Source organism: Gordonia metallireducens (assembly GCF_021245825.1).
Classification (GTDB): domain Bacteria; phylum Actinomycetota; class Actinomycetes; order Mycobacteriales; family Mycobacteriaceae; genus Gordonia; species Gordonia namibiensis.
Genome location: NZ_JAJQJP010000057.1, coordinates 13,906 through 34,705 on the forward strand (window position 1 = coordinate 13,906; position 20,800 = coordinate 34,705).

20 protein-coding genes are annotated in these 20,800 nt (G+C 67.0%); 9 read left to right on the forward strand and 11 right to left on the reverse strand.

The features are described 5' to 3' along the window. Positions 1–59: 59 nt before the first annotated feature. Positions 60–443, reverse strand: coding sequence for a hypothetical protein (locus LQD00_RS21430; protein ID WP_006357241.1), 384 nt, complete (start codon positions 441–443; stop codon positions 60–62). Between the two features lie 75 nt (positions 444–518). Between LQD00_RS21430 and LQD00_RS21435 the strand changes: the two genes are divergently transcribed. After that, positions 519–1,493: a quinone oxidoreductase family protein gene (locus LQD00_RS21435; protein WP_232719320.1), complete on the forward strand. Its 975-nt coding sequence runs from the start codon at positions 519–521 to the stop codon at positions 1,491–1,493. Between the two features lie 49 nt (positions 1,494–1,542). Here the strand turns inward: LQD00_RS21435 and LQD00_RS21440 are convergent, their stop codons facing one another. Next, positions 1,543–2,535, reverse strand: a complete 993-nt coding sequence (locus LQD00_RS21440) for a heme o synthase (protein WP_006866291.1) — start codon at positions 2,533–2,535, stop codon at positions 1,543–1,545. A 240-nt stretch (positions 2,536–2,775) separates the two neighbouring features. Between LQD00_RS21440 and tkt the strand changes: the two genes are divergently transcribed. Genes tkt through pgl form a run of 5 tightly spaced genes read left to right on the forward strand, consistent with a single transcriptional unit; the run spans position 2,776 to position 9,294 of the window. Next, positions 2,776–4,854: a transketolase gene (tkt, locus tag LQD00_RS21445; protein WP_232719321.1), complete on the forward strand. Its 2,079-nt coding sequence runs from the start codon at positions 2,776–2,778 to the stop codon at positions 4,852–4,854. Between the two features lie 20 nt (positions 4,855–4,874). Then, positions 4,875–5,996, forward strand: coding sequence for a transaldolase (gene tal, locus LQD00_RS21450; RefSeq protein ID WP_006866293.1), 1,122 nt, complete (start codon positions 4,875–4,877; stop codon positions 5,994–5,996). Between the two features lie 6 nt (positions 5,997–6,002). Next, positions 6,003–7,556: a glucose-6-phosphate dehydrogenase gene (gene zwf / locus LQD00_RS21455; RefSeq protein ID WP_232719322.1), complete on the forward strand. Its 1,554-nt coding sequence runs from the start codon at positions 6,003–6,005 to the stop codon at positions 7,554–7,556. Beyond that, the gene (locus LQD00_RS21460) at positions 7,553–8,554 is read left to right on the forward strand and encodes a glucose-6-phosphate dehydrogenase assembly protein OpcA (RefSeq protein ID WP_232719323.1); all 1,002 of its coding nucleotides are present in this window, start codon (positions 7,553–7,555) and stop codon (positions 8,552–8,554) included. The genes zwf and LQD00_RS21460 overlap by 4 nt, the downstream gene beginning before the upstream one ends. A gap of 5 nt (positions 8,555–8,559) precedes the next feature. Continuing rightward, positions 8,560–9,294: a 6-phosphogluconolactonase gene (gene pgl / locus LQD00_RS21465; protein ID WP_232719324.1), complete on the forward strand. Its 735-nt coding sequence runs from the start codon at positions 8,560–8,562 to the stop codon at positions 9,292–9,294. Between the two features lie 12 nt (positions 9,295–9,306). Here the strand turns inward: pgl and LQD00_RS21470 are convergent, their stop codons facing one another. The 5 genes from LQD00_RS21470 to LQD00_RS21485 form a co-directional block, all read right to left on the reverse strand. Next, positions 9,307–9,804: a DUF1097 domain-containing protein gene (locus LQD00_RS21470; RefSeq protein ID WP_232719325.1), complete on the reverse strand. Its 498-nt coding sequence runs from the start codon at positions 9,802–9,804 to the stop codon at positions 9,307–9,309. 44 nt (positions 9,805–9,848) lie between these two features. Continuing rightward, positions 9,849–10,898, reverse strand: coding sequence for an alpha/beta fold hydrolase (locus LQD00_RS21475; protein ID WP_232719326.1), 1,050 nt, complete (start codon positions 10,896–10,898; stop codon positions 9,849–9,851). 49 nt (positions 10,899–10,947) lie between these two features. Beyond that, entirely contained in the window at positions 10,948–12,192 is a 1,245-nt protein-coding gene (gene fmdA, locus LQD00_RS21480; protein ID WP_232719327.1) for a formamidase, read from the reverse strand. A 43-nt stretch (positions 12,193–12,235) separates the two neighbouring features. After that, positions 12,236–12,547, reverse strand: coding sequence for a zinc ribbon domain-containing protein (locus LQD00_RS22910; RefSeq protein WP_406567082.1), 312 nt, complete (start codon positions 12,545–12,547; stop codon positions 12,236–12,238). Between the two features lie 181 nt (positions 12,548–12,728). Next, positions 12,729–13,103, reverse strand: a complete 375-nt coding sequence (locus LQD00_RS21485; protein ID WP_232719328.1) for a MarR family winged helix-turn-helix transcriptional regulator — start codon at positions 13,101–13,103, stop codon at positions 12,729–12,731. A 45-nt stretch (positions 13,104–13,148) separates the two neighbouring features. Here LQD00_RS21485 and LQD00_RS21490 point away from each other — a divergent pair, with 45 nt between their 5' ends. From LQD00_RS21490 to LQD00_RS21500, 3 genes are all read left to right on the forward strand, one after another. Beyond that, on the forward strand, positions 13,149–14,303 hold the full coding sequence (locus tag LQD00_RS21490) for a substrate-binding domain-containing protein (protein WP_308196042.1): 1,155 nt from the start codon (positions 13,149–13,151) through the stop codon (positions 14,301–14,303). Between the two features lie 107 nt (positions 14,304–14,410). Further along, the gene (ppnP, locus tag LQD00_RS21495; RefSeq protein ID WP_232719329.1) at positions 14,411–14,737 is read left to right on the forward strand and encodes a pyrimidine/purine nucleoside phosphorylase; all 327 of its coding nucleotides are present in this window, start codon (positions 14,411–14,413) and stop codon (positions 14,735–14,737) included. 35 nt (positions 14,738–14,772) lie between these two features. Further along, complete coding sequence (locus LQD00_RS21500) at positions 14,773–15,492, forward strand: NAD(P)H-dependent oxidoreductase (RefSeq protein WP_232719330.1); 720 nt, start codon at positions 14,773–14,775, stop codon at positions 15,490–15,492. On the opposite strand, the gene ppc is transcribed toward LQD00_RS21500, so the two are convergent. The 4 genes from ppc to LQD00_RS21520 all read right to left on the reverse strand — a co-directional run bounded on the left by ppc (position 15,489) and on the right by LQD00_RS21520 (position 20,775). Continuing rightward, positions 15,489–18,329, reverse strand: coding sequence for a phosphoenolpyruvate carboxylase (ppc, locus tag LQD00_RS21505; protein ID WP_232719331.1), 2,841 nt, complete (start codon positions 18,327–18,329; stop codon positions 15,489–15,491). The two genes, LQD00_RS21500 and ppc, sit on opposite strands and share 4 nt — an antisense overlap. 98 nt (positions 18,330–18,427) lie before the next feature. Next, the gene (secG, locus tag LQD00_RS21510; protein ID WP_006357231.1) at positions 18,428–18,661 is read right to left on the reverse strand and encodes a preprotein translocase subunit SecG; all 234 of its coding nucleotides are present in this window, start codon (positions 18,659–18,661) and stop codon (positions 18,428–18,430) included. 110 nt (positions 18,662–18,771) lie between these two features. Beyond that, on the reverse strand, positions 18,772–19,560 hold the full coding sequence (gene tpiA, locus LQD00_RS21515; RefSeq protein WP_232719332.1) for a triose-phosphate isomerase: 789 nt from the start codon (positions 19,558–19,560) through the stop codon (positions 18,772–18,774). Positions 19,561–19,563: 3 nt separating this feature from the next. After that, positions 19,564–20,775: a phosphoglycerate kinase gene (locus tag LQD00_RS21520; protein WP_232719333.1), complete on the reverse strand. Its 1,212-nt coding sequence runs from the start codon at positions 20,773–20,775 to the stop codon at positions 19,564–19,566. Between the last annotated feature and the right edge of the window lie 25 nt (positions 20,776–20,800).

The following is a 20,800-nucleotide window of genomic DNA, read 5'->3' on the forward strand; positions in this document are numbered from 1 at the left end:
GAAACGACCCCCGGCGATCACGCCGGGGGTCGTTTCTGTTCCGCGGGTCGGACCGTCGGTCAGAGGATCGCGCGGTTGCGCGCCTTCGGGAAGCGCTTCTGGCGGGCCACCCAGCCGGCCATCTTGCGGTAGTGCGACGGCTTGACGGTGGTCTCCGAGGTGAGATCGCGGTCCCACTCGGCGATCTCGAGTCCGTCGACGGCATCGACGACGGCCTGCGCGGTCGCGAGGTCGGCGACGACGCGGTCACCGAGAACGCCCCCGGCGTCACCGACGAGCGTGATCCGTACGCCGGCCGCACCGATCGCCTGGAGGACGACCTTCGCGCTGCCGCCCTCGCGGGCGACGAACTTCTTCACCGAGGCGACGACATCGCCCGGGGCCTGGACGGTCGGCGTGGCTGTGGTGTCGGTGGCGGCACTGTCAGTCATGACGCTCAGCATACCGGTGGGCCCGGGCCGGTCCCGATAGCGGGATCGGCATCACATCCGGCGTGTTCCCCGTGTACAACGGGTGTCGTGCGCGCGATACAGGTGACCCGCCACGGCGGTCCGGACGTCCTGGCCTTCGGAACCGTCGACGACCCGATCCCGGCCGCCGACGAGGTGATCGTCCGGACCTCGGCAGTCGGCGTCAACTACATCGACACCTATCTCCGGCGCGGGCTCTACCCGTCGACCCCGCCGTACATTCCGGGCACCGAGGGCGCGGGTGAGATCGTCTCCCTGGGCTCGGAGGTGTCCGGCCTCGAAGTGGGCCAACGGGTCGCGTGGTGCGCAGCACCCGCGTCGTACGCCGAACTCGTGGCGGTGCCCGCAGCGCAGGCGGTCGTCGTCCCCGACGGGATCGACGACGCGGTCGCAGGATCGTCGCTGCTCCGGGGGCTCACCGCGCATTACCTCCTGGACGGGAGCGCACATCCGCATCCGGAGGACACGGTGCTGATCCACGCCGGGGCCGGCGGGGTCGGGCTGATCCTCACCCAGATGGCCAAACGCCACGGGATACGGGTCATCACGACGGTGTCGTCTGACGAGAAAGAAGAGCTGTCCCGGGAGGCCGGAGCCGACCACGTCCTGCGGTACACCGACGACCTCGCCGCGCGCGTCCGGGAGCTGACCGACGGCCGCGGTGTCCCGGTGGTCTACGACGGGGTCGGCGCGGACACCTTCGAGCAGTCGCTGGCCGCCACGGCCGTCCGCGGCATCATCGTCCTGTTCGGCGCCTCCAGCGGACCGGTGCCGCCGTTCGATCTGCAGCGCCTCAATCCGGCCGGTTCGTTGTCGGTGACCCGGCCCACGCTGGCGCATTTCACCGCGACGCCGGAGGAACTGAACTGGCGGGCCGGCGAATACTTCGAGGCGATCCTCGATGGCGACGTGGACGTGCGGGTGGGTCAGCGATACCGCCTGGCCGACGCCGCGCAGGCCCACGCGGACCTCGAGGCACGGAAGACCACGGGTGCGACCGTGCTGTTGCCGGCCGATTCCTGACGCGTCAGACGGACGGGATCAGCAGTACCGGGGTTCAGAAGTACCGGGGTCAGAAGTACGAGGAGATCGTCTGCATGCCGACGACCGCGTCGATCGCCAGACCGCAGAAGACGATCGCCAGGTACTCGTTGGACTGCAGGAACACCTTGAGGGGTTTCACCTCGGCACCGCGCTTGGTGTCGCGGTAGAGCTTGGTGACCCGCTCGAGGAACCAGGCGCCGGCGAGGAGGGCGATCACGGTGTAGATCCAGCTCGTGGCCGGGATCAGGGCGAGCGAGCTGATGACGGTCAGCCAGGTGTAGACCAACATCTGACGCGTGACGCGTTCCTCGGTCGCGATGACCGGGAGCATCGGCACGCCGGCCGCCTTGTAATCCTCCTTGTAGCGCATCGCGAGCGCCCAGGTGTGCGGCGGAGTCCAGAAGAAGATGACCAGGAACAGCACGATCGGCTGCCAGCTGATGGAGCCGGTGACGGCGGCCCAGCCGACGAGCGTCGGCATGCAACCGGCGGCACCGCCCCACACCACGTTCTGCCAGGTGCGGCGCTTGAGGATCATCGTGTAGACGCCGACGTAGAAGATGATCGTCGCCGAGACGAGCAGGGACGACAGCAGGTTCGCGGCGAAGTACAGCACCGCGAACGACGCTGCCCAGAGCACCAGGCCGAAGATCAGCGCACTGCGCGTGGCGACCGCCCGACGGGCCAGGGGCCGGCGCTCGGTGCGCTTCATCTTCTTGTCGATGTCGGCGTCGACCACCATGTTGAGGGTGTTCGCGCTGCCGGCACCGAGCCATCCACCGATCAGGGTGAAGGCGATGACGGCGATGTCGACGTGACCGCGATCGGCCTGCAGCATCACCGGGATCGTCGCAACCAGCAGCAGCTCGATGACCCGCGGCTTCGTCAGCGCGACATACGCAAGCACCGTCGCGCGCACACGTCCGGCCCACGTCAGATCCGCCGGCATGACCGGCTCGGTCGAAACCTGCTGTGATGCGGTGTCGGTCGAGTGGGATGCGGCGGGATGGTCTCCGCTCACACGCTCCCCTATCCTCACGAACACTCCTCGTCCGCCCGCACAGATCGCCGCGGGCTACTACAGAGCATGGTAGACGTTTGCCTTTGCGAACCGTGAATCGCGTCGTGGCGGAGCCCGTGACCGGCGACGATCGGCGAACCGGCGGGTAACTTTCGGTCGGCGCGCAGGTCGCCGTCGCAGCCGATTACTCTGGACTCGAACGCGCCGAAAACCGAGCAGGCACAGGAGACAATCACCATCGTGGCCGACACAGATGAGATCCGCGCACTGACCACCCCCCGCCATCCGGACGACTGGACCGACCTCGACACCCGGGCAGTCGACACGGCCCGCCTGCTGGCCGCCGACGCGGTGCAGAAGTGCGGCAGCGGCCATCCCGGTACCGCGATGAGCCTCGCGCCGCTGGCCTACACGCTGTTCCAGCGTGTGATGCGGCATGACCCCACCGACACCGACTGGGCCGGCCGCGACCGCTTCGTGCTGTCCTGCGGACATTCGAGCCTGACCCTCTACATCCAGCTCTACCTGGGCGGCTTCGGACTCGAGCTGTCCGACATCGAGGCGCTGCGCACCTGGGATTCGCTGACCCCGGGCCACCCGGAGTTCCGCCACACCCGCGGTGTGGAGATCACCACCGGCCCGCTGGGACAGGGTCTCGCCTCGTCGGTCGGCATGGCGATGGCCGCCCGCCGCGAGCGCGGCCTGTTCGACCCGGACGCCGGCGTCGGCGAGAGCCCGTTCGACCACTACATCTACGTGGTCGCCTCCGACGGTGACATCGAGGAGGGCGTGACCTCCGAGGCCAGCTCGCTCGCCGGCACCCAGCAGCTCGGCAACCTGATCGTGTTCTACGACCAGAACCAGATCTCGATCGAGGACGACACCGACATCGCCCTGTCCGAGGACGTCGCCAAGCGCTACGAGGCCTACGGCTGGCACGTGCAGACCGTCGAGGGCGGCGAGGACGTCGTGGCCATCGAGGCCGCCATCAAGGCCGCCCAGGAGGTCGTCGACCGTCCGTCGATCATCTGCCTGCGCACCATCATCGGCTACCCGGCGCCGAACATGATGAACACCGGCATGGCCCACGGCGCCGCACTCGGCGAGGACGAGGTCGCGGCCACCAAGAAGGTCCTCGGCTTCGACCCCGAGAAGAACTTCGAGGTCACCGACGAGGTCATCGCGCACACCCGCAAGCTCGTCGAGCGCGGTGCCGAGCAGCGCAAGGAGTGGACCGCCTCCTTCGACGCGTGGGCCGAGAAGAACCCCGAGCAGAAGGCGCTGTTCGACCGCCTGACCGCCCATGAGCTCCCCGAGGGCTGGACCGACAGCCTGCCGAGCTGGAACGTCGGCGACAAGGACGTGGCCACGCGCAGCGCCTCGGGCAAGGTGCTCGGCGCCCTCGCGCCGGTGCTGCCCGAACTGTGGGGCGGTTCCGCCGACCTCGCCGGCTCGAACAACACCACGATGGACGGCGAGCCCTCGTTCGGCCCGACGTCGATCAGCACCAAGAAGTGGTCGGCCAACCCCTACGGCCGCACCCTGCACTTCGGTGTCCGCGAGCACGCGATGGGTTCGATCCTGTCGGGCATCGCCCTGCACGGACCGACCCGCGCCTACGGCGGTACCTTCCTGCAGTTCGCCGACTACATGCGTCCGGCCGTCCGGCTGGCCGCGCTGATGGAGATCGACCCGATCTACGTCTGGACCCACGACTCGATCGGTCTCGGCGAGGACGGCCCGACCCATCAGCCGATCGAGCACCTGGCCGCACTGCGGGCGATCCCGAACCTCGACGTCGTGCGCCCCGCCGACGCGAACGAGACCGCTTATGCCTGGGCGCACCTGCTGACCCGGCGCAACCACCCGGTCGGCCTGGCTCTCACCCGCCAGAACCTTCCGATCCTCGAGGGCACCTCGGCACAGGGCGTCGCCAACGGCGGCTACATCCTCAGCGATTCCGAGGGCGACCCACAGGTCGTGCTCATCGGTACCGGTTCCGAGGTGTACCTGGCCGTCGAGGCACAGAAGGCATTGGCCGACAAGGGAATCAAGGCCCGCGTCGTGTCCTTGCCGTGTGTCGAGTGGTTCGACGAGCAGCCCAAGGGGTACCAGGACCACGTCCTGCCGCCGTCGGTTCCGCGTGTCGCCGTCGAGGCCGGCATCGCGATGCCGTGGTACCGCATCGTCGGTGCCGGTGGCGAGATCGTCAGCATCGAGCACTTCGGTGCATCGGCCGACTACAAGGTGCTCTTCACCAAGTTCGGGATCACCGCAGAGGCCGTCACCTCGGCCGCCGAACGCGTCGTCGCCGGCTGACCAACCCAAGGAGAGAGATCGTGACCCAGAACGAGAAGCTCGCCGAACTGTCCGCCGCCGGTGTCTCGGTGTGGCTGGACGACCTGTCCCGTGACCTGATCAGTTCCGGCGACCTCGCCGAACTGATCGCGACCAAGTCGGTGGTCGGCGTGACCACCAACCCGTCGATCTTCCAGGCGGCACTGTCGAAGGGCACTGCCTACAACGCGCAGGTCAACGAACTCGCTGCGCGCGGCGCCGATGTCGACGGCACCATCCGCACGGTGACCACCGACGACGTCCGCAACGCCTGTGACGTCCTCGCACCGGTGTACGAGGAGTCCGACGGCGTCGACGGCCGGGTGTCGATCGAGGTCGATCCCCGCCTGGCCCACGACACCGACGGCACGGTCGCCCAGGCGATCGAGCTGTGGAAGATCGTCGACCGCCCCAACCTGCTGATCAAGATCCCGGCCACCAAGGCCGGGCTCCCCGCGATCACCAAGGTGATCGCCGAGGGCATCAGCGTCAACGTGACGCTGATCTTCTCGGTGGAGCGCTACAAGGAGGTCATGGACGCCTACCTCGACGGCCTCGACGCCGCCGCGGAAGCCGGTCACGACCTGTCCAACATCCACTCGGTGGCGTCGTTCTTCGTGTCGCGTGTCGACACCGAGATCGACAAGCGCCTCGACGCCATCGGCACCCCGGAGGCGGTGGAGCTCAAGGGCAAGGCCGCGCTGGCCAACGCCCGCCTGGCCTACTCGGCCTACCAGCAGGTGTTCGAGGTCGAGTCGCGTTTCCCCGACCTGCTCGCCCACGGCGCACGCCCGCAGCGCGCTCTCTGGGCGTCGACCGGTGTGAAGAACCCGGACTACCCCGACACCCTGTACGTCAGCGAGCTCGTCGCGCCCAACACGGTCAACACCATGCCGGGCAAGACGATGGACGCCTTCGCCGACCACGGTTGGGTCAACACCGGCTCGATCATCGGTCTCGCGCAGGAGTCGCAGGAGATCTTCGACAAGATCGCGGCGCTCGGCGTGGACACGGTCGACGTCTTCAAGGTCCTCGAGGAGGAGGGCGTCAGCAAGTTCGAGGACGCGTGGAACGATCTGCTCGACGCGACCGCCGAGCAGTTGTCCGCGGCGAACAAGGGCTGAACCCACGTGGCCGTCGGCGAGGACGCAGTAGGACCCGATTCCTGGACCAATCCGCTCCGTGACCCACAGGACAAGCGGCTCCCCCGCATCGCGGGCCCGTGCAGTCTGGTCATCTTCGGCGTCACCGGAGACCTGGCACGCAAGAAGTTGATGCCTGCGGTCTACGACCTCGCCAACCGCGGCCTGCTCCCCCCGTCGTTCGCTCTCGTCGGGTTCGCCCGGCGCGACTGGACCGACGAGGACTTCGGGGCGGTCGTGCACGACGCCGTGCGGGAACACGCCCGCACGGGCTTCCGCGAGGAGGTGTGGGAGCGCCTCGCCGAGGGCTTCCGCTTCGTGCAGGGCAACTTCGACGACGACGCCGCTTTCGACAAGTTGCGCGACACCCTCAAGTCGCTCGACAACGAACGCGGTACGGACGGCAATCACGCTTTCTACCTGTCGATCCCGCCCGGTGCCTTCCCGACTGTGTGTGAACAGCTCGAGCGCAGCGGGCTGGCGTCACCGACCGGCGACAGCTGGCGCCGGGTCGTCATCGAGAAGCCCTTCGGTCACGACCTCGAGTCGGCCCGTGAGCTCAACGCCATCGTGAACAGCGTCTTCCCGGAGTCGTCGGTGTTCCGCATCGACCACTACCTGGGCAAGGAGACGGTGCAGAACATCCTGGCGCTGCGCTTCGCCAACCAGCTGTTCGATCCGCTGTGGAGTGCGCACTACGTCGACCATGTCCAGATCACCATGGCCGAGGACATCGGTCTCGGCGGCCGGGCCGGCTATTACGACGGCATCGGCGCGGCGCGCGACGTCATCCAGAACCATCTGCTGCAGCTGATGGCGCTGGTGGCGATGGAGGAGCCGATCTCCTTCGAACCCAAGCAGTTACAGGCGGAGAAGGCGAAAGTCCTCGCCGCCACCCGCAACATCGAGCCGCTGTCGGAGAACACGGCTCGAGGCCAGTACACCGCCGGCTGGCAGGGCAGCGAGAAGGTCCGCGGCCTCAAAGAGGAATCGGGTTTCGCGAAGGACTCCACCACCGAGACCTTCGCCGCGATCGCTCTCGAGGTCGATTCCCGACGCTGGGCGGGGGTGCCCTTCTACCTGCGTACCGGCAAGCGCCTCGGTCGGCGCGTCACCGAGATCGCGCTGGTCTTCAAACGGGCACCGCATCTGCCCTTCGACCAGACGATGACCGAGGAACTCAGCCAGAACGTGCTGGTGATCCGCGTCCAGCCCGATGAGGGCATGACGCTCCGGTTCGGCTCCAAGGTTCCCGCGACGAGCATGGAGGTCCGCGATGTGAACATGGACTTCAGCTACGGCACGGCGTTCACCGAGGCGTCTCCGGAGGCCTACGAACGGCTGATCCTCGACGTGCTGCTCGGCGAACCGTCCCTCTTCCCCGTCAACGAGGAAGTCGAATTGTCTTGGCAGATCCTCGATCCGGTGCTCGAACACTGGGCCCAGAACGGTCGGCCGGACGCATATGAGGCGGGAACGTGGGGGCCGGCGTCCGCCGATGAGATGCTCGCGCGCCATGGCCGACAGTGGAGGCGTCCATGATCGTCAACCTGCCCGACACGACGAGCCGGGAAGTCGCCAAGCGACTGGTCAACCTCCACGAGACCGAGGGTTCGGTCAACAACGGCCGTGTGCTGACGCTGGTCGTCTGCGCCGAACACGACGAACCCACCGAAGGCGCCATCGAGGCCGCGATCGCGGCAAGTCGCGAGCATCCCAGCCGCGTCATCGTCGTCTCCCGCGGTGTGCGCCATGCCCGTTCGCGGATGGATGCCGAGATCCGCGTCGGCGGCGACGCCGGCGCGTCGGAGGTCATCGTGCTGTCGCTGGCGGGCGACATGGCCGACCATGCGCACGCGGTGGTGATCCCCTTCCTGCTGCCCGACACCCCGGTGGTCACCTGGTGGCCGAGCATCGGTCCCTCGAAGCCGGCCTCCGATCCGCTCGGGACCCTGGGCCGCCGCCGGATCATGGACGCCAACCGTGACCCGGGCCTGAACACCGTCCTCAAACGGCGTCTGGCCGGGTACTCCCCCGGTGACACCGACATCGCCTGGACCCAGCTCACCCCGTGGCGGGCGATCCTGGCATCGGCACTCGATCGCCCTCCGTTCACCCCGGTCCTCGAGGTCGATGTGACCGGTCCCGATCGCAGCCCGGCCATCGACCTGCTCGCCGGTTGGCTACGGTCGGCGCTGGGTGTGCCGACGCGCAGGTTCACCGGCAGCTTCGAGGTCCGGCTGGTCCGGACCGACGGCGACACCGTGCTGGCCGTCGACGAGGCCAACAACGCGGTCCTGACCGCTCCCGGCAAGCCGGACGGGAAGATCGCGATGACGCCGCGCTCGCTGCCCGTGTGCATCGCCGAGGAATTGCGTCGCCTCGACATCGACGAGGTGTACGCCTCGGCGTTGGCGGGCGTCGCCGACGTGGAGCGGATCTCGCCGGAGCAGGAGGCGCTCCTCCGGGCCGACATGCGGGCCGCGGTCAACCACGCTGCGCAGCAGAGCGATTCAGAAACAGCCGACGGAGAGGAGTGAACGACGTGGCCATCGAGACGCTGGTCTTCGATTCCAAACAGGAACTGGTCGTCACCGCGGCCGCCCGGTTCGTCGACCTGGTGACCCGCGCACAGTCCGAACGCGGAGTCGCGAGCATCGTCCTGACCGGCGGCAGCAACGGGATCGGCATCCTGTCGGCGCTGGCCGCCGACAGCGGCACGATCGACTGGTCGCGAGTCGATCTCTACTGGGGCGATGACCGTTTCGTGCCGGCCGACGACCCGGAACGCAACTCCGGCCAGGCCCGCGAGGCCCTGCTCGACAAGGTGCCGGTGGACCCGTCGCGGGTGTTCCCGATGGCCCCGTCCGACGGTCCGTTCGGCGACGACATAGACGCCGCCGCAGCCGACTACGCGGCGATCCTGGCCGGTCGCTCGGTCGACGGCATCGCCCCCGAGTTCGACCTGCATCTGTTGGGCATGGGCGGCGAAGGTCACATCAACTCCCTCTTCCCGCACACCGCCGCCACCGCGGAGACCGAGAAATCCGTTGTCGCCGTGGAGGACTCGCCCAAGCCGCCGCCGCGTCGGATCACCCTGACGCTGCCCGTGGTCAACCGGTCGCGCAACGTGTGGTTCCTCGTCGCGGGCGCCGACAAGGCCGAGGCCGTCGCCGCCGCCCACAACGGCGCCGATCCGGCGGACTGGCCCTGCGCGGGTGCACACGGCACCGACGAGACCATCTGGTTCCTCGACGAGGACGCCGCCAAGAACCTCTGACCGACGCGGTCCTCAGGCCGTCGCCGGTGCGCCGGCGGAGCCGGTGAGCAGAGCCGGAAGGTACTCCGACGCCATCCCGAATGCGACGCCGACCACGAACGCACCCGCAACGAGCACACTCGGGTGCTGCCAGCTGACCGGATCGTTCACCGCTGACCCGGTCGCAGCTATGGTGCCTGCGGTCGAGGCGAACCCGAGGAAGCCTGCAGGCGTAAAGGACAGCCAGGGGATCCCCGAGATCGCCGCGAGCACACCGGCTCCCCCTATGCAGCACAACGCAACCACCCAGGCTTCGCCGCCCATGGCGTTCGCGACCAGCAGGGTGATCGTGGCGCTGACGACCCCGGCCATACCCATCACGAGCGTGGACCGTGCGCCGGACGGCCCACCCCCGGCGGCGAAGTAGGACGCCCACGCGATGAACACAACCCAGATCGGGACGTCGAGCACGTAGTTCGTGAACAAGACCGACACCGCAGCGAGCAGCCCGATCACCAGAGTTGATGCCACGCGTTGAGGCATATCTCGTTCCTCTCCCCGTCCCCGGCCGATTCTCAATCGCTCGCGACGGCGCCGGGCTTGGATAGCAGGTCGCGGATCCCGGCGTCGATGAACGCGGTGTCGACGTCGTTGGCACCACCTCCCGCGAAGTGCCCCCAGATCCCCGGGATGACCCGCACCTCGCCGTTGGCGATGAACTGCGTCGCCCAATGCTCGTCCTCCGGCGGGAAATAGAGATCCTTCTCCGCCGGCATCGCGAGCAGCGGACATACTATGGCGCGCAACGCCTTTGTGGTGTCCCCGTCGAATCCTGGGGTGTTGCCCACGTCGCCCGCATGCCAGGTCCTCAGCATCGCGATCAGGTTGTTCGGGTCACGGCCGTCACGAAAGAAGTTCTCCCAGAACCCGTAGAGAAAATCGTCGAACGAAGTGAATCCCAGGGCACGCCACTCCTCCTCCCAGTAGAAGGCCTGCGAGTAACCCCATCCCGAGTACACGCGCGCGAAGGCGCGGAGTCCTTTGATCGGCAGTGCTTCTGGCGTGTAATCACCGTCGGCGTAGGCCGCGTCGGCCTTGAGCGCGAACTCGAGCGACTCCAGAAACACCTTGTTGTGCGGAGAAGTGATGCTCGAACCGCAGAACGGAGCCGCACGTTCCACCATCTCGGGATGGCTGACCGCCCACTGGTAGGTCTGCCCGGCACCCATCGACCAGCCGGTGACCAACGCGATCCGTGAGATTCCGAACTTCTCGGTGACCAGCCTGTACTGGGCCTCGACCTGGTCATAGAACGTCACAGCCGGGAATCGAGCCCGATCATACGGCGGCGGGGTGTTCGACGGCGACGAGGACAGGCCGTTGCCGAGCATGTTCGGCACGATGATGAACCAGTCGTTGGGATTGAGGGCCTTGTCGTCTCCGATCAGCCACTCGTTGTCGGTGTGCCACCCCGAATACCACGTCGGGTAGACGATGACGTTTGACTTGTCGTCGTTGAGCGCACCGTAGGTCTTGTAAGCGAGGCGGGCGCCACGAAGGGTGGCGCCGGATTGCAGGGTGAAATCTCCCAGTTCGAAATACTCGGCGTCCGTTGGTGCCGGCATGGTCGGTCTCCTGTTGGTTGGGTGTGAAACGAATCGGATGATTACGGGATCAACTGCTGACTGCACATTGGCCGCGATCGACGTGTACCGGCCCCTGTGCCGAAGGACGAACGTCGATGTCGAAGATCGCCGTCGGGACGTAGAGGGTGGCGCAGGAGTTCGGCACGTCGACGACGCCGGAGAATCTGGCCTCCACCGGTGCGGCACCGAGCAGGAGGTACACCTGTTCCTTCGTCCAGCCGAACTTGGACAGATACTCGATCGCGTTGAGACAGGCGTTCTGGTACGCCAGCGTCGAGTCGAGATAGTGCTGGTTTCCCTGCTTGTCCACGGAGAATCCGACGAAGGTGAGGAACTCCGAGTAACGCGGCTCGACGATCCCCGGGATGAAGACCGGATTCGTGGTGACCCCGTAGGTCTCCATTCCCCCCTTGATCACCTCGACCCGGAGATCGATGTAGCCGCCCATCTCGATCGCGCCACAGAAGGTGATCTCACCGTCGCCCTGCGAGAAGTGGAGGTCGCCGAGCGAGAGATTCGCACCGTCGACGAAGACCGGGTAGAAGATCCGGCTGCCCTTCGACAGGTTCTTGATGTCCTGATTTCCGCCGTTTTCGCGAGGCGGCGCGGTGCGGGCGGCCTCGCCGGCGATCCGCTCGTGGTCGGCGGGGTCGACACCGCCGAGCACCGCATTGTGCGGTAGCGGCGGCAGGGCGAGCGGTGGTACGCAATCGGGGTCGGTGTCGATCAGCGCCTGTTCGCGCGAGTTCCAGGTCGCCAGCAGGCTCTTGCTCGGTGCGGTGCCCATGAGTCCCGGATGGATCAGCCCGGTGAATTCGACGCCCGGGATATGGCGGCTCGTCGCCTGCTGTCCGGCGAAGTCCCAGACAGCCTTGTAGGCCTGGGGGAAGAAGTCGGTGAGAAACCCGCCGCCGTTCTCGCGAGCGAAGATGCCGGTGTACCCCCATCCCTGTCCGGCAACCGGGCCCTGCTGCTGCGGCACCGGGCCCACGTCGAGGATGTCGACCATCAGCAGATCGCCCGGCTCGGCGCCGTCCACTCCGAAGGGTCCGGACAGCTGATGCACCATCGACAGGTCACAGTCACGGATGTCATCTGCATCATCGGAGTTGAGAATCGTACCGTCGAACCACTCCTTGGACTCGACCCGGAAGGACTGCCCCGATCGAACGGTCGCCACCGGCGGGATCTCGGGGTGCCACCGGTTGTGGCCGACGAGCTCCTGTGCGCGAAAAGGTTTGGCATGGTCGACGGGAAAGATGACGTCAGGCATGTGGATTCCTCCTAGGAGAGTTGGGTAGTCGAGGATCGACCTGTCAGGGCCGTGGCAGCTGCCGCCAGCGCGGATCCTGCATGGGCGCGCGGCGGCCTGCCGCGGTACGCGACCGGTTGACAACAGACGGACTCTCCCCGGAAGACTGCTGCAGGGCAAGTAATTTCGTTGCCAACGGATCGTGTGACAACACCGCCGGCGGCCCGTAGACGCGGGGCGCCTTCCCGCCGCAGGTGCCACAGCGCACCGCAGCCGGAGTCTCCCCCATCGGAAACCGCTGTTCGAAGTCACCGTGGGCGGGGCACCGGTAGTCGTAGACGGTCACTGAACCCTCCATCGGTCTCATTACTCCCATTTGGGAGTAATGAGGAGACTACTCAGCGCCACTACGGTGTCAATGCCAGAACGGCGGTGGATATCGGCATTCGGGAACTGTTAACGCCGGTGCAACAGACCTCGTACCATTCACGAAAGGCGTTACACGGCAGAAACCTCGTGCGGGGTCGAGCGGTGTCAGAGTGACAAAAGAGCGGGTTTCATCCTTGCGACTCGCGAACCGACGACACAGCCGACTCCTCGTACACCCGGGAGATGATCGGTTCGACCTCCCGTAGGAGCAGGGCACCTTGAGCAGAGATCTGAAGAGTCACCCGACGACGGTCATCGGGCGCCGGGCTCCGGTAAACGGCTCCACTTTCGACCAGGGAGTCGATCGCACGAGTCGCCGAGGTCGGCGGGATCACCAGGGCATCGATGAGGTCGGCCATCGACGACCCGGGGTTGGCCTCGACGGCGGCCAGGGCTCGCCACCGGTCAGCCGTCAGTCCGTGTTCGCGAAGCGCTGCGTCGAGACGGGTGGAAACGAACGCAGCCTGACGCAAGAGAGAGAGGGCGGCGAGGACTTCGGTCATGACTGGTCCCCTTTCGCGTTGTCGCCCGCGCCCGACTCCGGCGGCGTGCACAATCTGCAACATACCAACTCGTCGCCGCTTGTTCGCGGGGCCGGTGACCGACGAACTCGGACCGACGCTTCTTGCCGAGTTGCACTCGTCCTCCCTCGAACGGGCCCGGCCGGGATCTTCGGGCCGCAATGTCTGGCCGCCGCCGAACTGGCGGCAACTGAGATCGAGGCGACGGGCGGAATCGGTGGACGTGCAGTCGAATTCGTTCATCTCGACGCTGGGCGGCCACCGGCGCAGGTTGCACGGGACGTGGCGTTGCTCCTGCACGACGGCGCCATCGACGCGATATCCGGATGGCACCTGTCGAACACCCGACAGGCCATCGCCCGTGTGGTGCGTGGCTCGATTCCCTACGTGTACGCCGCCGCATACGAGGGCGGCGAGAACAGTGATGGCGTGGTGTGCAGCGGTGAGGTCCCGATCGACCAGATCCTCGCCTCCTTGCAGTGGTTTCGGCGAGAGCGCGCTCTGCAGCGCTGGTACATCGTCGGCAACGACTACATCTGGCCGCGAGGCACGGCGGCAGCAACACGGAAAGGGTTGGAGGGCAGCGATGTCGGCGTTGTTGCCGAATGCTATCTGCCGCTCGGTACCGAGGACGACTCACAGTGGGATGCGACATGTGCTGCCGTGGCCCGAGCCGAACCGGACGGCGTTCTCTCGCTTCTCGTCGGCTCCGACGCCGTCCGCTTCAACCGCGCGTTCGCGCGGCATCAGCTCGACGCCTGCATCACCCGATTCAGTCCGTTCACCGATGAAACCGTGGTCCTCGCCAGTGGCGCCGAGGCCACCGGCGATCTGTACATCTCCGCGGGATGGTTCGCCGGTCTGGACTCGGCGTCGGCAACGGATTTCACCACCGGATTCGCACGCGCTTTCGACCTGATCCATGGGACCGGTCCCATCGGAGTCGGCGCCGCACCACCGCCGGGAACGATGGCCGAAACCACCTACTCCGGGCTGAAAGTGCTCGCCGGGATGGCCCGCGACGGCATGCCGAGTGTCGATGACGCGCGACGGGTACTCGAGTCATGGGGCTGGGACTCACCGCACGGACCGGTGGATCTACGAGACGGGAGTGCCCGGCACCGAGTTCACCTCGCGGCGGCCGACGGCGTCGGACTCGATGTCATCGCACGTGTGAACTGAGCTCGCCATGGACCCGGACGCCTCGCGGACCGAGGTTCTACGACCGGGTCTGGCGCTCCTGACCACGGACCTCCCGCGATCATCCGGTGGCCGGCTCGCTAGGCTCAGTGCTCGTGACCGAGACCTCGACCTACGCGAACGTGACCCTCGACCCGGCCGCCAACGTCTACTTCGACGGCAAGTGCGTGAGCCACACGTTCCATCTCGCTGACGGCACCCGTAAGTCAGCCGGCGTCATCCTTCCCGCGGCCCTGAACTTCGGCACCGGCGCACCCGAGATCATGGAACTGCACACCGGATCCTGCCGAGTTCGTCTCGCAGGCAGCGATGACTGGACCTCCTACGGCGCGGGCTCCTCGTTCTCGGTGCCCGGCGACTCCTCGTTCGACATCGAGGTCACGGACGCCGTCAGCTACGTCTGCCACTACGGCTGAGGAATCATCCCGGGCTACGCAGTGTTGCACGCCACATGCGCGGCAATGCACTGTGGGTGCTCGCCCACCCCGATCAGTCCTCCCTGAGCAGCCACCTGCGGAACGTCGGTGTCGCGGCGCTACGCGAAGCAGGCTGGCGCGTCGACGAATCCGACCTCTACCGGATGAGATGGGACCCGCTCCTCGTCGCCGACGACAGATCGGCCGATGTCCGCGCCGAGCAGCGGAAACTCGCCGATGCCGATCTGGTGATCCTGCAGTTCCCTCTGTGGTGGTACGGAATGCCTGCCATCCTCAAGGGCTGGTTCGACCGGGTCTTCGAGAGCGGTTTCGCTCACGACGTCCCCGACCCCGAGACCGGACGCTTCCTCAAATACGGCCGGGGCGGACTCACCGGGAAACGGGCGCTCGTGGTCGTCACCGCCGGTGACCGGCGCGCGAGCCTCGGGCCCCGTGGGATCAGCGGCCACATCGACGATGTGCTGTGGCCGATACTGCACGGAACCCTCTGGTACACCGGCATGCTGCCACTGCGACCGCACCTCGTCACCGAAGCCGACGACGTGGACCGGTCGACGGTCTGCGCCGTGGAGCGCGCGCTGACGGAACGTCTCGAACACGCCACCGAGGAAGACCCGATCTCATACCTGCCGATGGCGGACGAGTTCTACGACCACTCGATCCGTCTGCACGAGCACATCTCCCCGGGCGTCGAAGGCAATGCTGCGCACCAGCAGCGCAGCACTGCGGTCTAGCCCGAGTTGCGCAGCGCCGTCGCGAGACCGTTCATCGTCAGCTGGATACCGCGACGCACCAGCGGGGTGTCCTCCCCCGCACGGAACCGGCGCAGCAGCTCCACCTGGAGGAGGTTGAGCGGCTCGAGGTACGGGAAGCGGTTGTAGACAGAGCGTTTCAGGGCCGCGTTGTCGTGCAGTAGGTCGTCGGTGCCGGTGATCTTGGCGCACATGGCGATCGTGCGCTCGTGTTCGTCGACGATCATGCCGAACACCTTGTCGCGTAGTTCCTCGTCGGGAACCAGCTGTGCGTAGCGTTCGGCGAGACCCATGTCGGACTTCGCCAGCACCTGCGCCATGTTCGACATGACGGTGCGGAAGAACGGCCACTTCTCGTAGTAGCGCTGCAATGCCTCGAGACGGCTGGGATCGTCGCCGACCCACTCCTCGAACGCGGATCCGGTGCCGTACCAGCCCGGCAACATCACTCGTGACTGCGTCCACGACAGCACCCACGGGATCGCGCGGAGATCCGAGATCTTCTCGGTCTGCTTGCGCGACGCCGGGCGGCTGCCGATGTTGAGAGCGCCGATCTCCGACAGCGGGGTCGACGTGGTGAAGTACTCGACGAATCCCGGTGTCTCGTGCACGAGGCGGCTGTACGCCGCGCGCGCCTTGGCGGCGATGTCGTCCATGATCTCGTAGGCCGACTCCGATTCGTCGCCGAGACCCTCGACGTCGAGCAGCGACGACTCGATGGTCGCGGCCAGCAGCGTCTCCAGGTTGCGGCGCGCGGTCACCGGTTCGGCGTACTTGGCGGCGATGATCTCGCCCTGTTCGGTGATGCGCAGCGATCCCTGCACCGCGCCCGGCGGTTGCGCGAGGATGGCGTCGTAGCTGGGTCCGCCGCCGCGGCCGACGGTGCCACCGCGACCGTGAAAGAGCCGCAACCGGATTCCCGACTTCGTCGCCGCCTCCACAAGGTCGAGTTCGGCGCGGTACAGCGCCCAGTTGGCGGCCATGTAGCCGCCGTCCTTGTTGGAGTCGGAGTAGCCGAGCATGATCTCCTGCATGCCGTTCTGGGACTCCACGAGCGCCCGGTAGAACGGCACGTCGAGAACGGCGAGCAGCGTGGTGGCGCCCTGCTGCAGATCCTCGATCGTCTCGAACAGCGGCACGACCCGCACAGTCGATCGCGGCGTGTTCTCCCCCGCGGCACCGGGATCGTAGAGACCGGCCTCCTTCAGCAGGATCAGGGCCTCGAGCATGTCACTCACCGAGGTGCACATGCTGATGATGTAGTTGGGCACTGCTTCCGGACCGAACGTCGCGACCGCCTTCGCCGCCGCCCGCACGATCCCGAGTTCCTTGGTCGCCAGCTCGCTCAGCTCCGCGTCGGGACTGGTGAGGGGCCGGCGCCGCTGCAGCTCGGCGGACAGGATCTCGACCCGCTCGTCCTCCCCCAGCGAGGCGTAGTCGGCGTGGACGCCCGCCCAGGCCAGGAGTTCGGCGACGACCTCCTCGTGCATGTCGGAGTTCTGCCGCATGTCGAGACCGGACAGATGGAAACCGAACGTACGCACCGACTCCCGAAGTGACAGGAGGCGATCGTCGGCGATGGTGGCGTCGTTGTTGACCCGCAGCGCGGCGTCGATGACGTCCAGGTCGGCGAGCAGTTCCGATGCGTCGTCATAGGGTGGCTTGCCGTCGACGAGGAAGAGGTCGCTCGAGGAGAGGAAATCGTCATCGAACATCCCCCGCGCCGTCGCCGCGAGACGGGATCGGATGTGCCGCAACGCGAGCCGAAACGGTTCGTCGACGCCCGGGTCGTCGGCATCGGCACCGGCGAGTTCCAGCAGCGGCTCGGTGCCGGTGATCAGTCGCGCCGACATGCTCAGTTCCTGCGCGAGGTTCTCGAGTTCGGCGAGATGGTGCCCGACCGCGGTCGCGGCGGCCAGCGTGGTGGCCAGGGTGACGACCTCGGCGGTCACGAACGGGTTGCCGTCCCGGTCGCCGCCGATCCAGGACCCCATGCGGATCATCGGCTCGTCGGCGAGACCCGCCTCCGGGTACGCCGACCGCAGTGCGGCACGCACCGAGGTGTTGATCGCCGGCACCACGTCGAAGAACGAGGCATCGTAATAGCGCAGACCGGAACGGATCTCGTCCTGGATGGTGAGCCGTTCGAGGCGGATGAGCGCGGTCTGCCACAGCGTGAGGATCTGGCGTCGGATCGCCTCGGTGACCTCCGCATCCTCGTCGGGGGTCAGTTCGGTGCGGCCCCGGAAGCGCATCAGCTCGGTGATGCGGTTCTGCGCCTCGAACACCGTGCGACGACGCGTCTCGGTCGGGTGGGCGGTGATGACCGGAACGACGTTGGCGTCGGCGAGCGCCTTGCCGACCTCCTCGTCGCCGAGTCCGGCGTCGGCGAGCTGACGGTAGGTCGCGGCGAGGCTGGACTTCTGCGGCGGGTCACCGGCCCGCACATGGATGGCACGGCGACGTTCGCGGTGGATGTCCTCGGCCAGGTTGGCCAGCAGCGCGAAATGACTGAAGGCGCGGATGACGGGCACCGCGGTCGCCACGTCGAGATCGACGAACATGTCCGCGAGTTCGCTGCGATCGATCTCGTTGCGACGCACGCCGAATGCTGCCACCCGAGCAGATTCGACGAGATCGAAGACCTCGGTGCCGGAATGCTCGGCGACGACCTCGCCGAGGATGCCGCCGAGCAGACGGATGTCCTCGCGTAACGGTTCGGTGAGTGCACGCCCCTCGTCGTCGACGACGATGTGGTCGACGATCGAGATGGACGGACGCGATGCCGGGGCTCCCTGTGCGGGGGCGGTTTCACTCATGCCCTCAAGTATCCCGAGATCAGGGGTATCCGGCATCCCGGGGAAAGCGACGGGCGACGCGTTTGACGCGTCGCCCGAGGTCGAGAGCAGAAATCAGCTCAGGAAAGTTTGATGTCGACGCCCACGCCGACGATGAAGATCACCCAGATGAGGCCGACGAAGATGGTCAGCCGGTCGAGGTTGCGTTCGACGACGCTCGAACCCGACAGGCTGGACTGGACACCGCCGCCGAACAGGGACGACAGACCGCCACCCTTGCCGCGGTGCAGCAGGACGAGCACGATCAGCAGCACGCTGGTCACGATCAATCCGATGTCGAGTGCACCTTGCACAGTCACGAGTCGAAACGCCCTTCCGTAAACACCTGGAGAAACAGCTGTGGCAGGTGGTGCCGACGCAAATCGACACCAACCTGCCACAGTGTACGCGTGGGTGTGACCCGTCAGGGCAAGGGGCCACCCGCGGCGATCGCCGACAGCGTCGCGAACTCGTCGGACTTCAGCGACGCGCCGCCGACGAGAGCTCCGTCGACGTCGGTCTGGCCGACGATGTCGCCGACGTTCTTGGCATTGACCGAACCGCCGTAGAGGATGCGGACCGAAGCCGCGGTCTCCGCGTCGGCGATCTCCGCGAGGGTCTCGCGGATCGCCTTGCAGACCTCCTGGGCGTCGGCGGCACTGGCCACGCGACCGGTGCCGATGGCCCAGACCGGCTCGTAGGCGATGACGGTCTTGGCGATCTCATCGGCCGAGAGGCCCGCCAGCGAACCCTTGAGCTGCGTCACGTTGTACGCGACGTGCTCGCCGGCCTCGCGGATCTCGAGACCCTCGCCGATGCAGACGATCGGGGTGAGCTCGTGCCGCAGCGCGGCCTTAGTCTTGGCCAGCACGATCTCGTCGGTCTCGCCGTGCAGGGTGCGACGCTCCGAGTGCCCGACGACGACGAAGGTGCAGCCGAGCTTCGCGAGGAAGGCACCGCTGATCTCGCCAGTGTAGGCGCCCGAGTCGTGCTGCGACAGGTCCTGCGCACCGTAGGTGAGCAGGAGCTTGTCCCCGTCGACGACGGTTTGCACGCTGCGGATGTCGGTGAACGGCGGGATGACCGTCACGTCGACCTTGTCGAAGTACTTCGCCGGCAGGGCGAAGGCGATCTTCTGAACCAGCGCGATGGCCTCGAGGTGGTTCAGGTTCATCTTCCAGTTGCCCGCGATGAGCGGTTTACGAGTTGCCATGGCTCAGCTCTCCAGCACGTTCAGTCCGGGGAGTTCCTTGCCCTCGAGGTACTCCAGCGATGCGCCACCTCCGGTGGAGATGTGCGAGAAGTCCGAGTCGGGCAGGCCCAGGGTCCGCACCGCGGCGGCCGAGTCGCCGCCACCGACCACGGTGAACGCACCGTTGCCGGTCGCCCCGGCGATGGCCTCGGCGACACCGCGGGTGCCGGCCGAGAACTTCTCGAACTCGAAGACGCCTGATGGACCGTTCCAGAAGATCGTCTTGGCGCCCGAGAGGACCGCGGCGAATCGTTTCACCGACTCCGGTCCGATGTCGAGGCCCATCCAGCCGTCCGGAATGGCGTCGGCGGCGACGGTCTTCGCCTCCGCGTCGGCGGCGAACTTGTCGGCCACCACGACGTCGACCGGCAGGTGGATGACGTCGCCGAAGCGCTCGAGCAGGCTCTTGCAGACCTCGATCTGGTCTTCCTGCAGCAGCGAGGTGCCCACCGAATGGCCCTGTGCGGCCAGGAAGGTGAAGGCCATGCCGCCGCCGATGACGAGCGTGTCGACCTTGGGAGCCAACGCCTCGATGACCCCGAGCTTGTCGGAGACCTTCGAACCACCGAGGACGACCGCGTACGGGCGGGTCACCTCCTCGGTGAGCTTCGACAGGACATCGACCTCGGCCGCCACCAGCTCTCCCGCGTAGTGCGGGAGGAGCTTGGCGACGTCGTAGACCGATGCCTGCTTGCGGTGGACCACTCCGAAGCCGTCCGACACGAACGCGCCGTCGTCGCCGACGAGTTCGACGAGCGCCTTGGCGAGCTTCTCGCGCTCGGCGTCGTCCTTGGAGGTCTCCCGCGGATCGAAGCGGATGTTCTCCAGGAGCAGGACGTCACCGTCGGTGAGACCCTCGGCGCGGGCGAGCGCGTCGGTGCCGACGACGTCACCGGCGAGCTGCACGTTGCGGCCGAGCTCCTCGCCGAGACGCGCCGCGACGGGCGCGAGCGAGAACTTCGGATCCGGCTCGCCCTTCGGCCGACCCAGGTGCGCGGTGATGATCACCTTGGCACCGGCGTCGATGAGCGCGTTGAGGGTGGGCAGGGAGGCGAGGATGCGGCCCGGATCGGTGATCGTCGACCCGTCGAGCGGGACGTTGAAATCCGAACGGACCAGCACTCCGCGACCCGAAACACCCTCTTCCAGAAGGTTCTTCAGAGTGGGAACACCCATGAGGCGTTGACTCCTCTTTCGTTGT

Coding starts and splice junctions, on each gene's coding strand:
- LQD00_RS22910 (WP_406567082.1), bottom strand. CDS start 12,547: ATGGGAGTAATGAGACCGATGGAGGGTTCAGTGACCGTCTACGACTAC.
- fmdA (WP_232719327.1), bottom strand. CDS start 12,192: ATGCCTGACGTCATCTTTCCCGTCGACCATGCCAAACCTTTTCGCGCA.
- LQD00_RS21475 (WP_232719326.1), bottom strand. CDS start 10,898: ATGCCGGCACCAACGGACGCCGAGTATTTCGAACTGGGAGATTTCACC.
- LQD00_RS21460 (WP_232719323.1), top strand. CDS start 7,553: ATGATCGTCAACCTGCCCGACACGACGAGCCGGGAAGTCGCCAAGCGA.
- LQD00_RS21485 (WP_232719328.1), bottom strand. CDS start 13,103: ATGACCGAAGTCCTCGCCGCCCTCTCTCTCTTGCGTCAGGCTGCGTTC.
- tpiA (WP_232719332.1), bottom strand. CDS start 19,560: ATGGCAACTCGTAAACCGCTCATCGCGGGCAACTGGAAGATGAACCTG.
- LQD00_RS21520 (WP_232719333.1), bottom strand. CDS start 20,775: ATGGGTGTTCCCACTCTGAAGAACCTTCTGGAAGAGGGTGTTTCGGGT.
- ppc (WP_232719331.1), bottom strand. CDS start 18,329: ATGAGTGAAACCGCCCCCGCACAGGGAGCCCCGGCATCGCGTCCGTCC.
- LQD00_RS21430 (WP_006357241.1), bottom strand. CDS start 443: ATGCTGAGCGTCATGACTGACAGTGCCGCCACCGACACCACAGCCACG.
- LQD00_RS21500 (WP_232719330.1), top strand. CDS start 14,773: ATGCGCGGCAATGCACTGTGGGTGCTCGCCCACCCCGATCAGTCCTCC.